General features: G+C 50.8%; 15 protein-coding genes. 14 read left to right on the plus strand and 1 reads right to left on the minus strand.

Translation table 11 applies throughout. The annotated features are described in order from the left end of the window. The first annotated feature begins 67 nt into the window (after positions 1 to 67). From dndB to ACR0MP_RS20645, 13 genes are all read left to right on the plus strand, one after another. Positions 68 to 1,174 (plus strand): DNA sulfur modification protein DndB, encoded by a 1,107-nt coding sequence (dndB, locus tag ACR0MP_RS20585; protein WP_480504054.1) that lies wholly within the window; start codon positions 68 to 70, stop codon positions 1,172 to 1,174. Continuing rightward, positions 1,171 to 2,640, plus strand: coding sequence for a DNA phosphorothioation system sulfurtransferase DndC (dndC, locus tag ACR0MP_RS20590; protein WP_480893878.1), 1,470 nt, complete (start codon positions 1,171 to 1,173; stop codon positions 2,638 to 2,640). Before dndB ends, dndC begins: the two co-directional genes overlap by 4 nt. Then, positions 2,637 to 4,592: a DNA sulfur modification protein DndD gene (gene dndD, locus ACR0MP_RS20595; protein WP_480887974.1), complete on the plus strand. Its 1,956-nt coding sequence runs from the start codon at positions 2,637 to 2,639 to the stop codon at positions 4,590 to 4,592. The genes dndC and dndD overlap by 4 nt, the downstream gene beginning before the upstream one ends. After that, positions 4,582 to 4,956, plus strand: coding sequence for a DNA sulfur modification protein DndE (gene dndE / locus ACR0MP_RS20600; RefSeq protein ID WP_480893880.1), 375 nt, complete (start codon positions 4,582 to 4,584; stop codon positions 4,954 to 4,956). The genes dndD and dndE overlap by 11 nt, the downstream gene beginning before the upstream one ends. A 4-nt stretch (positions 4,957 to 4,960) precedes the next feature. Continuing rightward, positions 4,961 to 6,124, plus strand: coding sequence for a cysteine desulfurase family protein (locus tag ACR0MP_RS20605; RefSeq protein WP_480893882.1), 1,164 nt, complete (start codon positions 4,961 to 4,963; stop codon positions 6,122 to 6,124). 184 nt (positions 6,125 to 6,308) lie between these two features. Then, positions 6,309 to 8,249, plus strand: coding sequence for a DEAD/DEAH box helicase family protein (locus ACR0MP_RS20610; RefSeq protein WP_480893884.1), 1,941 nt, complete (start codon positions 6,309 to 6,311; stop codon positions 8,247 to 8,249). Beyond that, positions 8,233 to 8,433 (plus strand): hypothetical protein, encoded by a 201-nt coding sequence (locus ACR0MP_RS20615; RefSeq protein ID WP_480887968.1) that lies wholly within the window; start codon positions 8,233 to 8,235, stop codon positions 8,431 to 8,433. The genes ACR0MP_RS20610 and ACR0MP_RS20615 overlap by 17 nt, the downstream gene beginning before the upstream one ends. After that, complete coding sequence (locus ACR0MP_RS20620; RefSeq protein ID WP_480887966.1) at positions 8,430 to 10,373, plus strand: AAA family ATPase; 1,944 nt, start codon at positions 8,430 to 8,432, stop codon at positions 10,371 to 10,373. Before ACR0MP_RS20615 ends, ACR0MP_RS20620 begins: the two co-directional genes overlap by 4 nt. Further along, positions 10,370 to 10,870 (plus strand): hypothetical protein, encoded by a 501-nt coding sequence (locus ACR0MP_RS20625; protein ID WP_480887964.1) that lies wholly within the window; start codon positions 10,370 to 10,372, stop codon positions 10,868 to 10,870. The genes ACR0MP_RS20620 and ACR0MP_RS20625 overlap by 4 nt, the downstream gene beginning before the upstream one ends. Next, entirely contained in the window at positions 10,867 to 12,717 is a 1,851-nt protein-coding gene (locus ACR0MP_RS20630) for a DUF262 domain-containing protein (protein WP_480887963.1), read from the plus strand. Before ACR0MP_RS20625 ends, ACR0MP_RS20630 begins: the two co-directional genes overlap by 4 nt. Positions 12,718 to 12,903: 186 nt before the next feature. After that, entirely contained in the window at positions 12,904 to 13,287 is a 384-nt protein-coding gene (locus ACR0MP_RS20635; RefSeq protein WP_480887962.1) for a hypothetical protein, read from the plus strand. Beyond that, positions 13,287 to 14,519: a DNA phosphorothioation-associated DGQHR protein 1 gene (locus ACR0MP_RS20640; protein ID WP_480893886.1), complete on the plus strand. Its 1,233-nt coding sequence runs from the start codon at positions 13,287 to 13,289 to the stop codon at positions 14,517 to 14,519. The genes ACR0MP_RS20635 and ACR0MP_RS20640 overlap by 1 nt, the downstream gene beginning before the upstream one ends. A gap of 8 nt (positions 14,520 to 14,527) precedes the next feature. Continuing rightward, the gene (locus tag ACR0MP_RS20645) at positions 14,528 to 15,454 is read left to right on the plus strand and encodes an HNH endonuclease (RefSeq protein ID WP_480887958.1); all 927 of its coding nucleotides are present in this window, start codon (positions 14,528 to 14,530) and stop codon (positions 15,452 to 15,454) included. A 29-nt stretch (positions 15,455 to 15,483) separates the two neighbouring features. Here the strand turns inward: ACR0MP_RS20645 and ACR0MP_RS20650 are convergent, their stop codons facing one another. Beyond that, entirely contained in the window at positions 15,484 to 16,536 is a 1,053-nt protein-coding gene (locus tag ACR0MP_RS20650) for a class I SAM-dependent methyltransferase (protein ID WP_480893888.1), read from the minus strand. Between the two features lie 273 nt (positions 16,537 to 16,809). On the opposite strand from ACR0MP_RS20650, the gene ACR0MP_RS20655 reads away from it, so the two are divergent. Then, positions 16,810 to 17,406, plus strand: a complete 597-nt coding sequence (locus ACR0MP_RS20655; protein ID WP_480887955.1) for a DUF4007 family protein — start codon at positions 16,810 to 16,812, stop codon at positions 17,404 to 17,406. Positions 17,407 to 17,559: the final 153 nt, after the last annotated feature.

Genomic DNA, 17,559 nt, shown 5'->3' on the forward strand with positions numbered 1-17,559 from the left:
CGCGGCTTACAAACAGACATTGACTTCCCGACAAACTTCCATAGACTTCCATTCATTGGAGGTCTTGATGAGCGGAAACTACTACACCTTTGCCGCGATCCGTGGCGTGCAGGCCGGGTCAGAATACTATGTTGTTATGGTCCCGCTCAAAATGGTGCCTAAGATCTTCGAGTTTGACTGCCAGGAATTGCCTGCTGACTTGAGAGCACAGCGCGTTTTGTCGAACGTACGCGTACCGCAAATCGCAGCTTATTTATCGGAGAATTTTGAAGAATACACGCTCTCCTCGCTCTGCGCGTCTGTAAACGGCGAACTAGAGTTTTCACCTGCAAATGACAGCCTCCAGTTCCGGAATGTAGGTGAGCTACGCCTGTCGATGGAAGCGCAGATTATCCTGAACGATGGGCAACATAGGCGTGCAGCAATCGAAGAGGCTTTGAAGTCTCGACCCAAACTCGAGAATGAAACGATCTCCGTCGTTCTGTTTGTCGATCACGGCTTGGAACGCTGCCAACAGATGTTTGCCGACCTAAACAAGAACGCTGTTCGGCCGTCCGGCTCACTCAATGTTCTATATGACCGAAGAAACCCACTGGCGCGACTAAGTACAGCCGCACTGGAGGGCATTCCATTTTTTCAGGAGTTCTTGGAGCTCGAAAAAACTTCACTCTCAAACCGGGCCAAGAACCTGTTTACGCTTTCGAGCCTGAACCAAGCGAATAAATGGCTCGCTGGAAAAGACGCCAATCGCTACGGAGACGAAACTGAAGCGATTGTTGTTGAATTTTGGCGGTGCATTTCTGAAGCGATCCCGGACTGGCAACGTCTAATGAGTGGCAATGTCACCTCTGGAGATCTGCGCAAGGAAACAGTTCATGCGCATGGCGTCATGCTTCAGGCAATGGGCGTAATGGGCGCTCGGTTGATCGAGGAAAAACCTGAGAAATGGCCAGCAGCCTTGAGCGCCCTTTCCAAAATCAACTGGAGTAAGAGGAACACTGATCTCTGGCGGCCTCGAGTGATGGGCCCGCGTGGAATGGACGGGAGCGTGAAGTCTGTCCATCTGGCAGCAAACGTCCTGGTTCAGGCGGTCGGCCTGCCACTGAACGAAAGAGAACAAGCGAATGAAGAGGCCTATATCGCTTCATTGACCGACCAGGTGGTGCAAGCATGACTTCAACGCTAGACACTCCAACACCAGACCAAAGCAGCGGCTTGGACATAACTGCCATACGAAATCACATTCGTTCGGTATACCGATCTGACGACCGCCCTTGGGTTATCGGGTATAGCGGCGGCAAAGATTCCACATGTGCGCTACAACTCATTTGGGGAGCGCTAAAGGAACTGCCCGTTGAAGACCGGCAAAAGCCGATCTTTGTGCTAAGTTCAGATACCCTTGTGGAAACTCCGATCATCGTCAACTACATCGACGAAACACTCGCGGCAATCAACGCGGCCGCGGATGCGCAGGACATGCCGATCTCAGCCCAAAAGGTTGTTCCTGAAATATCAGACAGTTTTTGGGTCAACTTAATCGGTCGTGGGTACCCAGCACCTTCGAAAAGATTTCGCTGGTGTACCGAGCGGTTGAAAATCGATCCGGCCAATGCCTTCATCAAGAACCGTGTCGCAGAGTACGGCGAGGTGGTCATGGTCTTGGGGGTCCGATCCGCCGAAAGCGCGACACGCGCGCAGGTCATGTCACTGCACAAAATTGATGGCACGGCGCTCTCCCGACACTCGACCCTTCCCGGGGCCTTTGTGTTCACCCCGATCGAGGCGTTTGATGTCGATGACGTGTGGTCCTTCCTTCTGCAAAATGACTCGCCTTGGGGATCGGACAATCGCGATCTCCTAGCGATGTATCGAAACGCGCAGGCGGGTGAATGTCCACTCGTGGTCGACAAACAGACGGAAAGCTGCGGCAACTCGAGATTCGGATGCTGGGTTTGCACGGTCGTCACAAAAGACAAGGCCATGGAAGCCATGGTCGAAAACGGCGAAGAATGGCTGGAACCGCTTTTGGACCTTCGCGATGAGCTCGCAACAACTCAAGATCCGGAGAGAAAGCGGGAGTTTCGAGACTTTAGACGACGGGATGGGTCGGTCACTTTTGTAGGTGAAGCCGAAACACCTATTCCGGGGCCTTATCTTTTCGACTATCGAAAAGAGATTCTTCGTAAACTTCTCGAAGCGCAACAATTGGTCAATGAAAGTGCGCCCCCAGGCGAGAAAACCACCCTGATCCAAGATGAAGAGCTTCGTGAAATCCGCAGGCTGTGGCGGAGCGAACAAGGTGATTGGGGCGACGCGGTTTCCGAGATTGTTAAAGACGCCACCGGTCGCGAGTTGCCAATAGAAGGAGCCGACAGCTACGAGTTCCAAGCGAGCGATGCCCAAGTGCTTGCGGATGTGTGCAACACTCACGGCCTACCTCCGCGTCTATTAGCACAGCTTCTCGAAGCCGAGCGCTCAGTTCGGGGGCTAAAACGGCGAACACTAATACACAGAAAAATTGCGAGCATCCTGGAGCAGGAATGGCGAGACGAGGCAGATGTTCTTGATGAGCGCAAGGATCGGCTGGCTCAACGAAAATTGAGCGTTTCTCCCGATCCACTATTCGAGTCCGAAACATGATACTGCAGTCTCTTCGCCTCAAAAACTTCGGCCTTTACGGTGGAGATCACGAGTTCGATCTGACGCCTGACGCGGCATCCGGCAAACCCGTTGTTTTGGTGGTGGGCCACAACGGGTCGGGCAAAACGACCTTTTTGGAGGCCGTTCGCCTGGCCTTGTATGGAAAGCGCGCTCTTGGCGCACGTGTGGGGCAAGCTGAGTACGATCAACACCTTCTTAGACGGATCAACAATACTGCCTCTGAGCGAAGCGCATTCGTTGAGCTCACATTCAAAAGCCACCATCTTGGCAAGGATGACACCTACACAGTTCGTAGAGCTTGGGCTTCTCGAGGCAACAGTGTCATCGAAAGCCTGCAGTTTGACCGCAATGGGTCACCAGTAGATGAAATCCATCGAGACGATTGGAACCACTACCTGGAGGACATCATTCCGGCCGGGGTGTCACAGCTCTTCTTCTTTGATGGTGAGAAGATTCAGGACATCGCAGATGATCAGAACAATGCAGGCCTTACGGAAGCTATTAAATCCCTGCTGGGCATCGACCTCATCGATCAGCTTCGAGGCGACCTAGCGCTTTATAAAGCTCGAAACGCTGAAAATCACGATTTTCCGGATCTGGAAGCCACCAAGCGAGACCTGGAGGTAGCGAGAACTGAACTCGTGATTACTGACGAACAAATAGGATCTCTTTCTTCGAAACGCTCCCAACTCGCACGGCACAGTGAGGCGGCCCAACACTTGTTCGAACGCGAGGGTGGTACTGTCGCGCTCAGTCGTGAAGCGCTGACGAATGAGTTGAAGAAGATCGACACAGAGCTTTCAAAGAACACCACGGCTTTAAAAAACCTCGCAAATAGTGTGGTTCCTTTTGCCTTGGCCCCTAAACTGTTGGCGAACTTCTCTTCCGAAGTTGAACGGGCAAAAGGCCTGCAATCTGGCAGAGTGATTGCACAGTTCATCTCTTCGTTCGAAAGCACAATGCTCGACAGTGCAGCCGGTGAATGGGGGAGCGCCCATTTCAAAGCGCTGAGAGCTTTCTCGGAAGATACTCAAAGCGACGCAGGAGCAGTGTCTCTGAGTTCTGATCCGGATTGGGTGCTCGGCAAGCTCAATACTATCGCAAACGAACGGGTTAAAGTTGCCACTCTTGCTGCAACACTGAGTGAGCTGCAGAACAAGCGTGCAACCCTTCGAGATCAACTAAAGAACTTCAGACCAGGCGCTGCCGCCGCAGCTTTCGAAGAGCTGAAGAAAGCCGAATATCAACAGGGTGCACTGGAAGCAGAACTCAACCGCAAACAAGCTGAAGCAACACAACTGAGGGCCCTTGCTGAGCGGCTTGAACGCGAATTGCGCAAATCACAGGAAGCCATCTTCGATATTGCGAGATCGAAGGAACAGAGAGATCTCGCCACCCGCACCCAGTCAGCTTTGAACGATTATGAAAAACGCATTGTGCAAATGCGACTCGCTTCTCTTTCAAACCATTTCATCGAAGCGTTCAACGGCTTGGTCACCCGCAAGACGCTCGTTCGGCAAGTCGCAGTGGATCCCAACACCTTCCACATCCGGTTGTACCGCGAATCCGGGGAGGAGATTACCACCTCTGAACTTTCCGCCGGCGAACGTCAGCTATTTGCAATATCAATGCTTTGGGCGCTTGGGCGGACTAGCGGGCGAGAACTTCCGATGATCATCGACACACCACTGTCCCGTCTGGATCGACAACATCGCACCAGCCTGATGGCGAACTACATCCCGCGCACCAGTGCCCAAGTTATCATGCTTTGCACTGACTCCGAACTGACGCCGGATCTCGAAGCGATTATCGAGCCGCATGTGAAGCGGCGTTTTGAGATCGGTGTGGTAGATGGCGGGCTTACAACCACCATCTCGACTTCAAAAACCCAGCGGAGCATCAAAGAAGCGGAGCATTCTTATGCACATTAGCAAATTCCGCATTTCATCGGCAGCCACAGGGCAAGTCCGAATTGTCGCCCAAAAAGCCGGGTTAACACCCAACTTGGTTTGCAGGATGGCAATGTTGACGTCTTTCGAAGCGGGTCCTGTACCTGGAACGTCTTCAGATACTCAGGATGGGCAGGAGTTCAATGCATATACGCTCTTTGGAGATTACCAGCCCATTTTCTTGGATATGCTGAGATTTGTTGAATTTGGCTCGGACCAGGTGGATGTGGAGGACAACGTTCTTCTGGACCGGCTTCGCCTGCACATTGACCGTGGAATTCGACAGCTGTCCGTAAGGATCAAATCCCCGGCCGACGCGGCAGAACTGCTCGCGGGGAGCGTCTAAGACTATGGCCGGTCCGATTTATCTTGACCACAATGCTTCGACACCGATCGATCCGGATGTTCTTGAAACAGTTCTTCGTGTGAGCCGAGATACCTACGCCAACCCTTCAAGCATTGAACACAGCCAAGGGGCTGCGGCTGCAAAGGTTGTCCAGCAGGCAAGGTCTCAGGTTGCCGATCTCGTGAAATGCAAAGAGTCTGAAATCATATTCACGGGTGGCTCGACCGAGGCAAATAACCTCGCAATTCTCGGCACCTACCCGGAGCTTGAGAAAACCGGCCGAACGCATTGCATCACGTCGGCGATTGAGCACCCATCTGTCCTGGCTTGTTTCGATCACCTTGAAGAAAAGGGAGCACGGGTCACCCGCCTTGGAGTAGGCGAGGGGGGACAAATCTCCTTGGATGAACTCTCGAACGCGCTCTGCGAACAGACGGGCCTTGTCTCAATCATGGCGGCAAACAACGAGACGGGTGTCTTGCAGCCGATCTCTGAAGCAGCCCGCATAGCTGAGACCGCGGGGGCGCTGTTTCACACCGACTTCTCGCAGGCCACGGCTTTTGTGCCATTAGATCTCCGCAACTCCTCCATTCACATGGCCAGTTTTTCCGGCCACAAAGCGTATGGCCCAAAGGGGATTGGCGCGCTTTACCGCTCCATCCGGAAACCGAGAGTAAAGCTTCACCCAGTCCTCTTGGGAGGGGGGCAAGAGAAAGGGCTTAGGGCGGGAACCTTAAACACGCCGGGGATTGCAGGCCTCGGCCATGCTTTCGCGCTCATCGCTAAAAACATGAAAGGTGACGTTGGGCGCATTGGGGCTCTTCGAAACCAGCTTCAGGCCGAACTGCAGCAGAGTATGTCACTGCAAGTGAATGGTTCCAAAGAGGAGAGGTTACCCAACTCGTTATCGCTGACAATCGACGGTGTTGTCCCGCAAGCCCTGATACAAAAGCTCAAAGACGATCTATGTTTTTCCGCCTCAAGTGCCTGTGCGACCGAACATGTGGAGACTTCCCATGTTCTTCTGGCGATGTTTGGTGAATCCCCCCGCGCAAGAAACGCCTTCCGTTTGGGTTTGGGGCGCCAAACAAGGTCGGAAGATATCCCAAAGATCGTCACCTGCTTCGAAAGTGCAACAACGGAATTGCTTCGTCTGCGGACCGGGTGACGTCGGCACACAGCGGTAACTATTTCTACTACCGTCACAGCGATTGGAATGGTGCGCACCCACGCTAAATCGTTTAAGTATATATTTTCAAAGACAAGATGTAGCTGCTAAGCTCGTGATAGTTGAGTACCCCACAAGCATCTCGCGGGAAACACCCCGCACCAAGAAAAAGCACCTACCAACCATGACTCTTTGCCAGTTGCCAACACTTCCTACGCTCAACACATCAACGAACGGCATGATTTCTGAGTTCTATGGACCAGCTTTGGCAGCTGCAAATCGATACGATCGTGGGGTCGGATACTTTACCTCGAATTGGCTGCGACTGGCCTCATCAGGATTGGCGGTATTTGCTGGCAACGGTGGGCAGGCAAGATTTGTCGTGAGCCCGCATATGGGAGCAGAAGATTGGGCCGCTCTGAACCAAGGAGATCAAGCAAAAACGGACAATCTGCTCTACGAAAGCCTGCGAGGCGTTGTTGAAGATCTACCGCACGCGTTGGAGGTTCAAACGCTGTCAGCCTTGGCCTGGATGATCGCAGATGGTCTTTTAGACATACGCATCGCAATACCCAGGGGTGATCTGGACGGAGATTTTCACGACAAGTTTGGAATCTTCTTTGATGACATCGGGAACAGCGTAGCCTTCCACGGGTCGCAGAATGACAGCGCTAAGGCATTTCGCAACTATGAATCCATCAGCGTTTTCTACTCTTGGGTCGACGAACGAGAGGCACGAAGGGTATCCGGACACGAGCATCGTTTCGAGCGCCTCTGGCAAAACCAGGATCCAAATGTTCGTGTACTGCAATTGCCCGACGCAATCCGGAAAAACCTAGTTCAGTTTACCAATAGCCTAGGAAGGCCTTACGGGGCACCAAAACGGACCCCGCGCAGATTGGAAGGAGACAAATGGGCACATCAATCCCAGGCCGTCGAAAAGTTTATTGAGGCAGGGAACGGTGTCCTAGAGATGGCCACCGGTACCGGGAAGACTAGAACCGCTTTCAAGATTTTGGATGAGTTGCTAGAGCGCAGAGAGATAAATGCGGTGGTGATAACAATGTCAGGTACTGACCTGCTTAGCCAATGGTATCGCTCCGCCATCGCAAACTCTGATCTTGCGGTATTCCGTCATTTTGGAAAGTGGAAGGAGGCCTCATCCTATCTGACTTGCCGTTTGCCAAAAGTCTTGTTGATTGCTCGGCAACAACTAAAGAACGTGATACCCCACCTGGAAGATAAAGACACCGATCGCTCTTTGCTCATCTGTGACGAAGTACATGGGATGGGATCCCCAGCAATGATCAGAGACTTGTCTGGCCAACTTCAGAGGTTCCGATACCGGTTGGGTCTAAGTGCGACGCCAGAGCGTGAATACGACCAAGACGGTAATCAGTTCATTACTGACGAGATCGGAGAAGTCGTTTTCGAGTTTAGTCTCGAGGATGCAATCAAGAAAGGCATCCTTTGTAGCTTCGACTACACAGCTCTCGACTATGCGCTATCGGATGAAGACAAGGCTCAGATCCGCCAACTGATCAAACGGCATCACGCCAAGAAGGCCGCCGGCGAGCCACAAAGTGATGAGGTTCTCTACAGAGACATTGCGCGCGTTCGCAAAACAACGAAAGAGAAGATCCCCCCCTTTGAGGACTTCCTCAAAGAGCATCCTAAGTTTTTTCAGCGATGCTTGATCTTTGTTGAAACAGCTGAATTTGGTAGGGACGTCCAGACATTGCTGATGAACGCCAAAGTGCCCTATCACACCTATTTTCAATCCGATGAAAGCGAGAATCTGAAGCGCTTTGCGGATGGCCACCTAGAGTGCCTCATAAGCTGTCACAGGCTGTCCGAAGGCATCGACATTCAATCTGTCCAGAACATTGTGTTGTTCTCATCCTCAAAAGCAAAGCTCGAGACCATTCAAAGACTTGGGAGGTGCTTGAGAACGGATCCAGAGAACCCAGAGAAGCGGGCTCATGTGTTGGACTTCGTGGACTTTTCTGCACAGCCGAACGAGAGTACCGAAAACGGATCAGCCGACACCGATCGCTATGAGTGGTTTAAGCGATTATCGGCAGTGGTGCCTCATGATGGAGAGAGTAATGAACTCACAAAGTGAAATCGATCCCGACATTGTCGAGGCTATTGCTGACGCGCTGAAAAAAGCCGGATTGCAGGGTACCACTTACGGAAATAAATTCGAACGTCGGATAAAAAACAAACTGGTCGGCCAGTTCGAAGAATCTGATCTATTTGATCTTATTGACGATTTTCCCCTTCCCAATCAAGGAAAGGCGAAATGAAGGTTAGAATTACCGGATGGAGGGCAAAGAACCTCCGAGGATACTTAAGGGATATTGAGATTGATTTGTCGATTCAGCCAAAACGCTGGACTCTTCTTCAAATGCCTAACGGGACAGGCAAGACCACTACCATGCGCCTCTTTCGCGACGCGTTGACCGGTGCACCTCTATCTACCGCCGAAGTAAACAGTCTCAAAGCTGACGACAGTGTCGAACACGGCATGTTCGAGTTGTCGATGATGATTGACGACGAGCCATGGCGTGTGGAAATGAATTTTGATTTCCGCACCGGAAGATGTGAATACAGCACAACGTCCGTGGGCGAACGATCAGGGGGAAATAAGTCGGGACGTCTGCCGACAGTTCTGCGAGACACGTTGCAGAAAGGGATAACAGAGCTTTTTGTGTTCGACGGCGAACTTGCCGCTGAAATCATCGAACTTGGAGCCAATCGAGCAGACAACTCTATCCGGGCACTTTATAAACTGGATAGTTTTGGCGAGTTGTACCGAGACATTGATACTCAGGCCAAAAGGCGGCGAAACACCGCGGCGTCGATTTCAGCAGCGACTACAAAAAATTCTATCAACCGGTTTACTAGGGACCTAGAAGAAGCAGAGGCCACGCTTACACACCTACAACGTGACGAACGCAAACTTCTGTCTGGTAGGGCTGAAGCCGAAGATGCGATCGCAGAACTCGACCGCAAAATCGGAGAATTGTCTAGCCAACAGGAGCAATACTCGGACGAATTGGCTGAGATCAATGAACAGATCCTTCGGGACAAGGCGGCGATTTCTGAGTTGACTACCCAATCTACCGAGCTGTTCCGAACCCCCCCGCTGTTTCATAAAACCGTTCGCGAACGCCTCAACGCACTTGGGGGCACTATGCAAAAACTCAAACTCCCACGAACAATGTCCGAAGAGTTTTTCCTGCAACTCGCCGACGAAGACAATCAGCACTGTATTTGCGGTCGTGAACTTGGGCACGCAGAACGAGAATCCATCCGAGAAAACGCGAAAGAGTTTCTAGGTCACGACCAAATCGCGGTTGTCAATCAGATGAAGCTGGCATTGAGGGACACAGGACAGCGAGGCGAAACTCTAGGTAACGCCTTAGAGCATCTTCGGACAGCTCGGGATCGTTTGCAGTTGGCAGAGCAACGGAAGCTTCGCATAGAGGACGAGCTTGAAGAGGCTGGACTAGTAGAAATTGGGGAGTTCAAAGACGAAAGAAGCAAGATTTCATTTCGTTTGGAAGGCATACTCGAAGCCCTGGATAAGCTCACAAGTGATCATTTTGACTTCAGTGATATTGCGTGGAAATCAAACATTCCGGCGTGCAAGAGAGAAGTAAAAGTTCGACAGAGGAAAAGGGACACGGCCGCAGGAACGTATGATTTTATCCAAAAGACTGAGGCGCTTAAAGCTTTGGTCAAAAGTGTGGAGAGCAATGCAATTACGCGGCTCAGGAGAAGGATCAGGTCATCAACCAACAAGAATCTTGAAGACATCCTTGCGAACGAACAACTCAGGGTGGCTTCAATCGATGGAAGTCTACGACTCACAACCGACGACTTGGAGTTAAAAACATCCGTAAGCGAAGGACAAAAGCTTGCTGTTTCGTATGCCTTTCTTACCGCTTTGCTTGCCGAGGCACCGCATCGGTTTCCGTTCATCGTTGATTCACCCGCTGTCTCTCTAGACGTAGAAATTCGTCGAACCGTGGGGGAACTCATCCCACCCCTCTTTGAGCAGATGATTATTTTTGTGATTTCAAGTGAACGGGAGGGATTTGCCGAAAGCTTCTTTAACCGAGGCAATGAAAACGTCGAGTTCATCACGATTTCAATCGACTCCGTAACCGGGCGACCTTCACAAATGAAGGGCCAAAAGGACTTCCGAAGCTTCCACACAAATCCGGGAGGTTCAGTATGAGTTTCATCCTTCACAAAGAAGTGCGAGACTACTTCGGATATCGCGACCAAAGGATGTTTCACGGAACACCGAAGGAACAGGATAGAAGCCGAGAGCTACTGTTATTTGACGCGTACTATGCGTGTTTACTTGCTGGCACATGCCTTTCAGGGCTTGGGGTGGAAAGCGACCTTGAGAGTACAAATTTTATTGATGGCTACCCTGAAGTCTTTAGAAGCAGCAAAGAGTTTATCGCAGGCTTAATCGTTGAGGCGGAGCTTCGTCGCCTGGATACAGAAGACTATTCAGGCAAGGATTTTGAGCGCGAGATTGCAAAGTTGCTAGATGTTAACTCACCCACCCGGCTTAGCGCAGGAGCCGGAATAGCAAAAGCCAACCTTTATGCGGCTGGAGGTTTTGGTTTCATTGCCGAAAACCTGCAGCCAAAGCCAGTGAGTGCACAAGAGTTTCTACTCCGATTCCATGATTTGTGGGAAAGAGAGGTGTCGAATAAATGACTGGTATCGAAGGCCAACCGATGTTAGCGGCACTGAGCTTCCGACCATCGCAAACAACTATCTCGGCTCTTTTTGGCGGATTTGGAACTCTCTCCGTTCCGGATTTCCAGCGGGGCTACGCTTGGGACAATGAAGCCGTTTCACTGTTCATTGAAGATGTGGACCGTTGTCGCAAAAAAAGGCAGGTTTCCGTTCCTCAGCCACACTTCTTTGGTGCCGTGGTTACCAGCCCTGGTGAAGCACTGGGCACGTCACGGCCCCATCTGACTGTTATTGACGGACAGCAAAGGTTGGCAACAGTATTCTTGCTCATCACCGCCCTTAGGCGCCGCTATGAGATAGCGCAAGCTACGGCACAAGCAACCGGAGATGCAGAAGAGCTTGCCGACTACTTTGGCTCAAGAGCGAGCAATCTGGTTCGCGCATTTGAATGTGCACACGACATCGAATTCAAGTCGCAGAAATCAGTTCGAAAGCTGATTCTGAACAAAGCAGACGATCCATTTTTTGCGCGCTTGTTGGCGCAGGAAGAACGCACACCGACCCGCGCTTCTCACGAACGGTTAGAGCATGCAAGCACTGCGATCGAAGCGTACCTGGATGGACTTCAGGAGCGCGCAGAGAACGATGAAGACACGCGGAGGGTTTTGGATAGCCTCTACGTTGTTTTCTTAAAGGACTGGCTGATAGTTCAGCTTGCAGCGGGAACAAACCGGGAAGCAAACCGTATCTATCGGGTCCTTAATAGCCGTGGAGTACCAGTTACCAACTGTGATCTGCTCCGTGCATCAACACTGGAATTCGCCGCGAAGAAGCTCGAAAGCGCCGATGTCGACGCCATGGCTGAGGACTGGGATAGCATTCTGACGGGAAGCCTGTTGGGGCCTGACAAGGCCCTCGACGCTGCCTTCTGCTCTCGCACAGGTATTACCCGCACCCAAAACGGATCTGTCGATCAAATCGAAGAAGAGCTCTTTCCTCATTTGCAATCTGATGAAAAGCCAACTGTTGAGGAGGCCAGGGACGTTTCCCGAGCTGTTTGTAGTCTTAGAAAGGATGTCGAAGAGCTCTCAAGGATAGCAGGTGGCGAGATCTGCCAAGCAGAGCACGACAGGTTTACTCCGGTGTTTCGATCCCGATTTGATGCACTCATTTCGGTTCTAAATCAGAACTACTGCATACCATTGTTGCATGCTGCAACGTGCCTGCCCCCAAAGCACTACGTGAAAGTTTGCGATATCGTAGAACGTTTTGCCTTCCGTTATAGCGTTGTTGTTAGGGCACCTTTTCATGCTCTGGAACCGGTATTTGCTAACCAAATCCAAGCTTTGAGAGCAAACCCTGAAGGCTTCCGCATAGCTGATCTACGGGTTGAATTGGCCAAGTTGACAGAAGCATACGCGAGCGATGACCTATTCAGAGAGCGGCTTCTCACAATGGAGTACGGTCGGGATACTCGAAAGCCCTTGAGATACGCCTTGGTCATGATCGAACACATGAGCCGCTGGTTTGACGAAAACCCTCAGGGTCCACCAGTTTGCAGAGATGCAACCCGGGTGGTCGATTTTCGAAGTATCACCCTGGAACACATCGAGGCTTCTAACGCGGCAAATCTCGATCCAGAGCTCACTCCCTACATCAACAATCTGGGAAACCTAACGGTCATGAGCCAAGCTGAGAATGATGCTGTTGCCAACAAGCCATTCGAGCAGAAGAGGGCAGTCTTCTCGCAATCAGATTTATCCATCAATCGCCTCATCGGTGAATATGAGACGTGGAACCTCGAGAACTTCAAAGCCCGCCAGCAAAATCTATTGGATCGATGCATGGCCATTTTCTCGATTTGAGAACTTAAGAGAGGGGTGGGTAATTTGAATACCGCTAAAACGAAACCAGGTTCGATAGGTGACTGGAGGTATCTGGGTCACGAAATCTGGAGGAGCACTTGGGGGCCCTTTAGCAATGTACCGTTCGTCTTCTATGTTGTCCTAGCAATATTGTGCCTTGGCGGATTAGGAATCTGGGTGGAGTTGGTGAAGACCGCACTCGACAGTCCGCCTAACAATTTCGATGGTGTACTCACCGCACTATCGACTTTCTTTCCAGCGTTAATTGGCTCTGCATCGTTGCAGTTAATTTTGACCTCTACAGGAAATTCAGACAAGGTACTCGTCTCCTTTGCACTACTTGCCTGTTTTGTCTCATTCTTCGGCGTAGTCCTTATCAGTGTTTTCTTTTCTCTTTATCCGTCTTGGTGCTTTAAGGCGGCAATCGCGTTTGCAGTTTTTGCCATTTGGTTTTGGTGGTTCACGAATGGTGACGACCTGACCTATCAGAATGCCCCAATCGACGCTGCGACAGGCGGAGACACCAAAAAAGCTCTCAAAGGCAACCTAAGTAATTTCAAGGTGGACTGATGGATATTTCTTTTCCTTACAGCGTACCCGCGTTGCGCGTTGATCAGCGTTTGGGCAGTTTTTATGTCGCCGTATTGCCAGCTGAATTGCTGCTCCGAGTTTGTGCAAGCGACCGCATGAGTGCCTCACTAAACCCCGATGGGGTAGGTTACACTTTGGAGGGCACCCAGCGTGTTATCCAAGATAAGCGGCTGGGCGAGATCGCTGCATACATCAATCGCATTGACTCAGCATTTCCTAACTCGATTATTGTCGCGGCCAACTACGACCTCGAAACAGGCTTTGACCAGAACGAACGCGAAGACATGGCCTTGGAGGAATCCGGGTCCCCAGTCTTGGATTCAAAGGCCTGGACAATCAAAGAATCGGATGACGGAGGCCATACGTTGGTAATCCCGTCTGAAGCCAAATTGGCAGCGGTCATTGATGGGCAGCATCGCCTATTCTCTTTTGCGAAGGCCAGCAGGGAAGCACTGGAAAGCATGAACCTAATTTGCTCGGTTTTTGTCGACCTTCCAAAGGCTTTGCAGGCACAGATCTTTGCGACCATCAACTCCACACAAAAACGAGTCGACCGGAGCCTCACGTTTGAACTATTTGGCTACAATGTCTCTGACGAACCTGAGGAGTTATGGACACCGGATAAGCTAGCAGTCTTCTTTGCCCGCAAGCTGGCTACAGATCCAGAGTCCCCCCTGAGGGGGCGCGTTATGGTGGCTCCAAAACGCGATGTCGAACTTCAAAAAATTGCGCAAGAAGTAACTTGGAAGATCTCAACCGCTGTGGCCGTTGATGGGATCATTCGTCTCTATTCCGGAAATCCGAAGCGTGACGCAAACCTAATGCGAGAAGGTGAGGCTCACACACGAAGTGTACTTCAAAGCGGTCCACGCGACTCATCCCCGCTGCGTGACGTCTTTATCGAAGGCAACGATGCGGTGATCTACAAGATGGTGTTTAACTACCTTAAAGCCGCTGACTCTATCTTCTGGGCGAATGCGTCGGAAGGTTCGTATATCTTCCGAACAATCGGCGTACAGGCAATTTTCGACATACTTCGAAAAATCGCGCGCGAAGCTTATGAGGATCGGGACATTAGCAGCAGCTATTTTGAGGAGCGACTTAAACCGGCGAAGTCGATCGACTTCGCCGCTGCGGAGTTCCGAAACGCTTCCGGATCAGGGCGTACATTTATTCGAAAGGCAATCGAAAAAGCACTTGAGATCGACTAGAGAATCCCATGGAGCAATCAGATCTTCTTGATTTTCTAAAAAACAGAATGTCGATGACAGATGTCTATCAGCCAGCTGTCTTAAAAGAGCTTCTTCTAAACGGAGGCGAGCTTACGAAGAGAGAGCTCGCCGCCGCTTTGGCAGGTCATGACCTCGCAGTTCAAGAGTATTACGAACGGGTCGTGATGCGTTGGCCAAAAACAACACTAACCAAGCATGGCGTGGTGAAGTATGAGCGAAAAGGCTCTAGGTTTCGATTGCTGTCCTATCCAACAAACCAGGAGGACTTTGACCAAGCTCTAACCATTTGCGATGAAAAGATCGCTGGGTGGGTTGAGAAGAAAAAGACACGCGAACGGGCTCCTGAGGCAGGTTCTTCGGTCCGATATGAAGTTTTAAGGTTGGCCGGTGGCAAATGCCAACTCTGCGGAGTTTCGTCACAAGTTCGGCCAATCGATGTTGACCATATTGTTCCACGCTCAAAGGCCAACAAGGATGGTAAGGTCCGGCTGCATGGAAAATTGATTGGCGTAAACGATCGTGAAAACCTGCAAGCACTTTGCTTTTCTTGCAACCGAGCTAAACGGAACCAAGACAATACAGATTTCAGGCGCCAGAACACCTTGATCCGTGATGGCGTTGCAGCTTGTCATCAAGACGCTCACCAAGACTCAAAGCTCAAGCGGCTCGAACGCCAAACATTGATTTCAGCGCTCTATGAGAAACTGGAAAACGATTACCTGAACCTGATGCAGACAAAAGAAGCTCATCTCCGCCAGGAGAAGCTAGCCGATTTGATCGAGCTAATTTTTACTCTTGGTGGGCAATCTGGCATCAACAGGGAAAGCCTTATTCAGCTTGTAGAGCACAAGAGGTGCAAGTTTGGCGGTTATGAAAAAGGGTACTTCGGCCCCAAATCGTTGGAAGGTCAATAAAAAGGGATCGCAAGGCGTGCGACTAACAACTATGCCGTACCGAGCATTACCGAAACCCATTTGACGGAACTGCGGCCCAAGAGATCTTCTTGTTCCCCCAGCACTTGAACGTTCAGACCCAAAGGCTCGGCAACTGATCTGAGGCCCTCGAGGCTAACAGAGTGTATTCCTCGATCCGGCTCAGCTGGACCTATCCGCAAAGTAACATAAACACGACCGTTGACTGCAAGAAGGTCAGCAAGGCGTTGCATTGTCAAAGTCTGTTCTTCAGGTGAGACGTGCATCCATACAGCGCTCAACACAATTAAATCAAATCTGTCAGACCCAAGATGAGTAAGCCCAGGTAAATGGTCAGAGAGCCATTTGATCGTTTTTTCCGGGTGTAAGTGAGTGGCGAGACGTCTCATTGCCGCAGACGGTTCGACGGCCGTAACATCGTGACCGCGCTCCGCCAACCAAGCGGCATCTCTTCCCGATCCGGCACCCACATCGAGAATTCGGAGTTTCGTTCCCTCAGGTAATTCGTCCAAGTATGCGTTGAGCTCAGGATGCGCTTCGACGGGGTCTACAGCTTCATACTGGTCTGCCAGGCGCACTGCGTGATCTTGGTAGTAGGTCAGAGCGGGATTGTCATTCATGCTTGCAAACGCCTTGCCCCAGTCAGTTTGTTTTACGGTAAAAATGAGCAAGACTATACTTACAATTGCTGCCAAGAGCAGCACCACCTGAAAAGAGGTCCGAACGACGAACGGCTTGTTATACCATTGCACGCCCCCAGCCTTAACGAAGCCTTCACCAAGGTTTAACTCAAGCCAGTCCAAGTGTCGGTCCATGACGTAGCGCAACCTTACGATAATGACCGCAAGCGCTAGATTTCCAACAGCTGCCAAAAACAGCAGCGCAACTTGAAACACTGGAAAGTCCGAAGCACCAGACACGCCAAACCACAATCCTCCCGTCAATGTCATTGATATGATCGGGATCTGCCACATTTGTTGATTCAACGATCTAAATGTCTCGTGGTTCTGCTCGCAGGCGATACTCTGGAACTTGTTGGTTTTAGTCTCTGGTTTCTCGTTCATTGAAAATGACTTTTTTGAATTGCACGTGCTCGATTGACAACATGCATGACCAATCAAACCATGACAATTTAATAGTTCGCTTGCTTATGAGCGCTATCTGCTGAGATCGAAGACTGGAACGTTGCAGGCTTCAATGCGAGATAGAAAGGCGCACCGGAAAGATGTTTTAAATGTTAGTTTGTTAGTGATCATAGTAGCGATCTGGTGCACATTTCAGAATTTTTGGTGCGCTATCTGTGCGTACTCTTGGTAGAGTAAAGGAGTGATCAGTCCATGACTGTGTTCTTTCACGGCAACTTCGGACTCAACCGACAGAGGATGGCTGGCCTTTTGAAGAATGGTCTAGCCAATCCGGCACTGGGTGACTCCGACTTAGCTAAGCCCTTCGGATACGGCGCCCCGTTCGCCGCTATTTATCGCTCTTGGCTACACAAAACTGGCCTTACAAGCAGGCGCAGACCAGTTTCCCTCACCGATTTTGGGGAAGTCATTGTTTTAAATGACAAATATCTCTCCAAACAAGCTACACTGATATTTATGCACCATAGCCTAACTGAAGACCCTGCACGCGCGGAAGCCTGGCATTTCTTCTTTCAAAAATTCCGCTACTCGCACAAAGTTTTCTCCACTAACGAGTTGCGCCAAGAACTAGTGATGCAACTGAGCCCACACAGCGAAAAGCATTTTGGGGCAAGCTCTACGATGATCCCAATCATCGCGCGGAAACTCCTCGAGTGTTATACATCGAGCGAGGCGCTTGGCTCCCTGAATCTACTGCGCAGCCTTGGATCAGATAAATTTGAATTTACAGATGTTTCTATTCCGGCAAAATCACCTAGCCCAGCAGCACTTGCTAAGAGCTATTCCTGAAGTCTCAGCATCTGGCCAGCACACTAAAATATTAACATAATAAACCTTACGCGCCAAAAACGTGTAGCCGCAAAGCTAAAATGTCACCCGTAAGCAAAGCAGAAGTGTCACTCTGCCCTCAAAACAAGAAGAGGACGAGCTGGCATGGGATGG

This window comes from Ruegeria sp. K3, assembly GCF_056531845.1.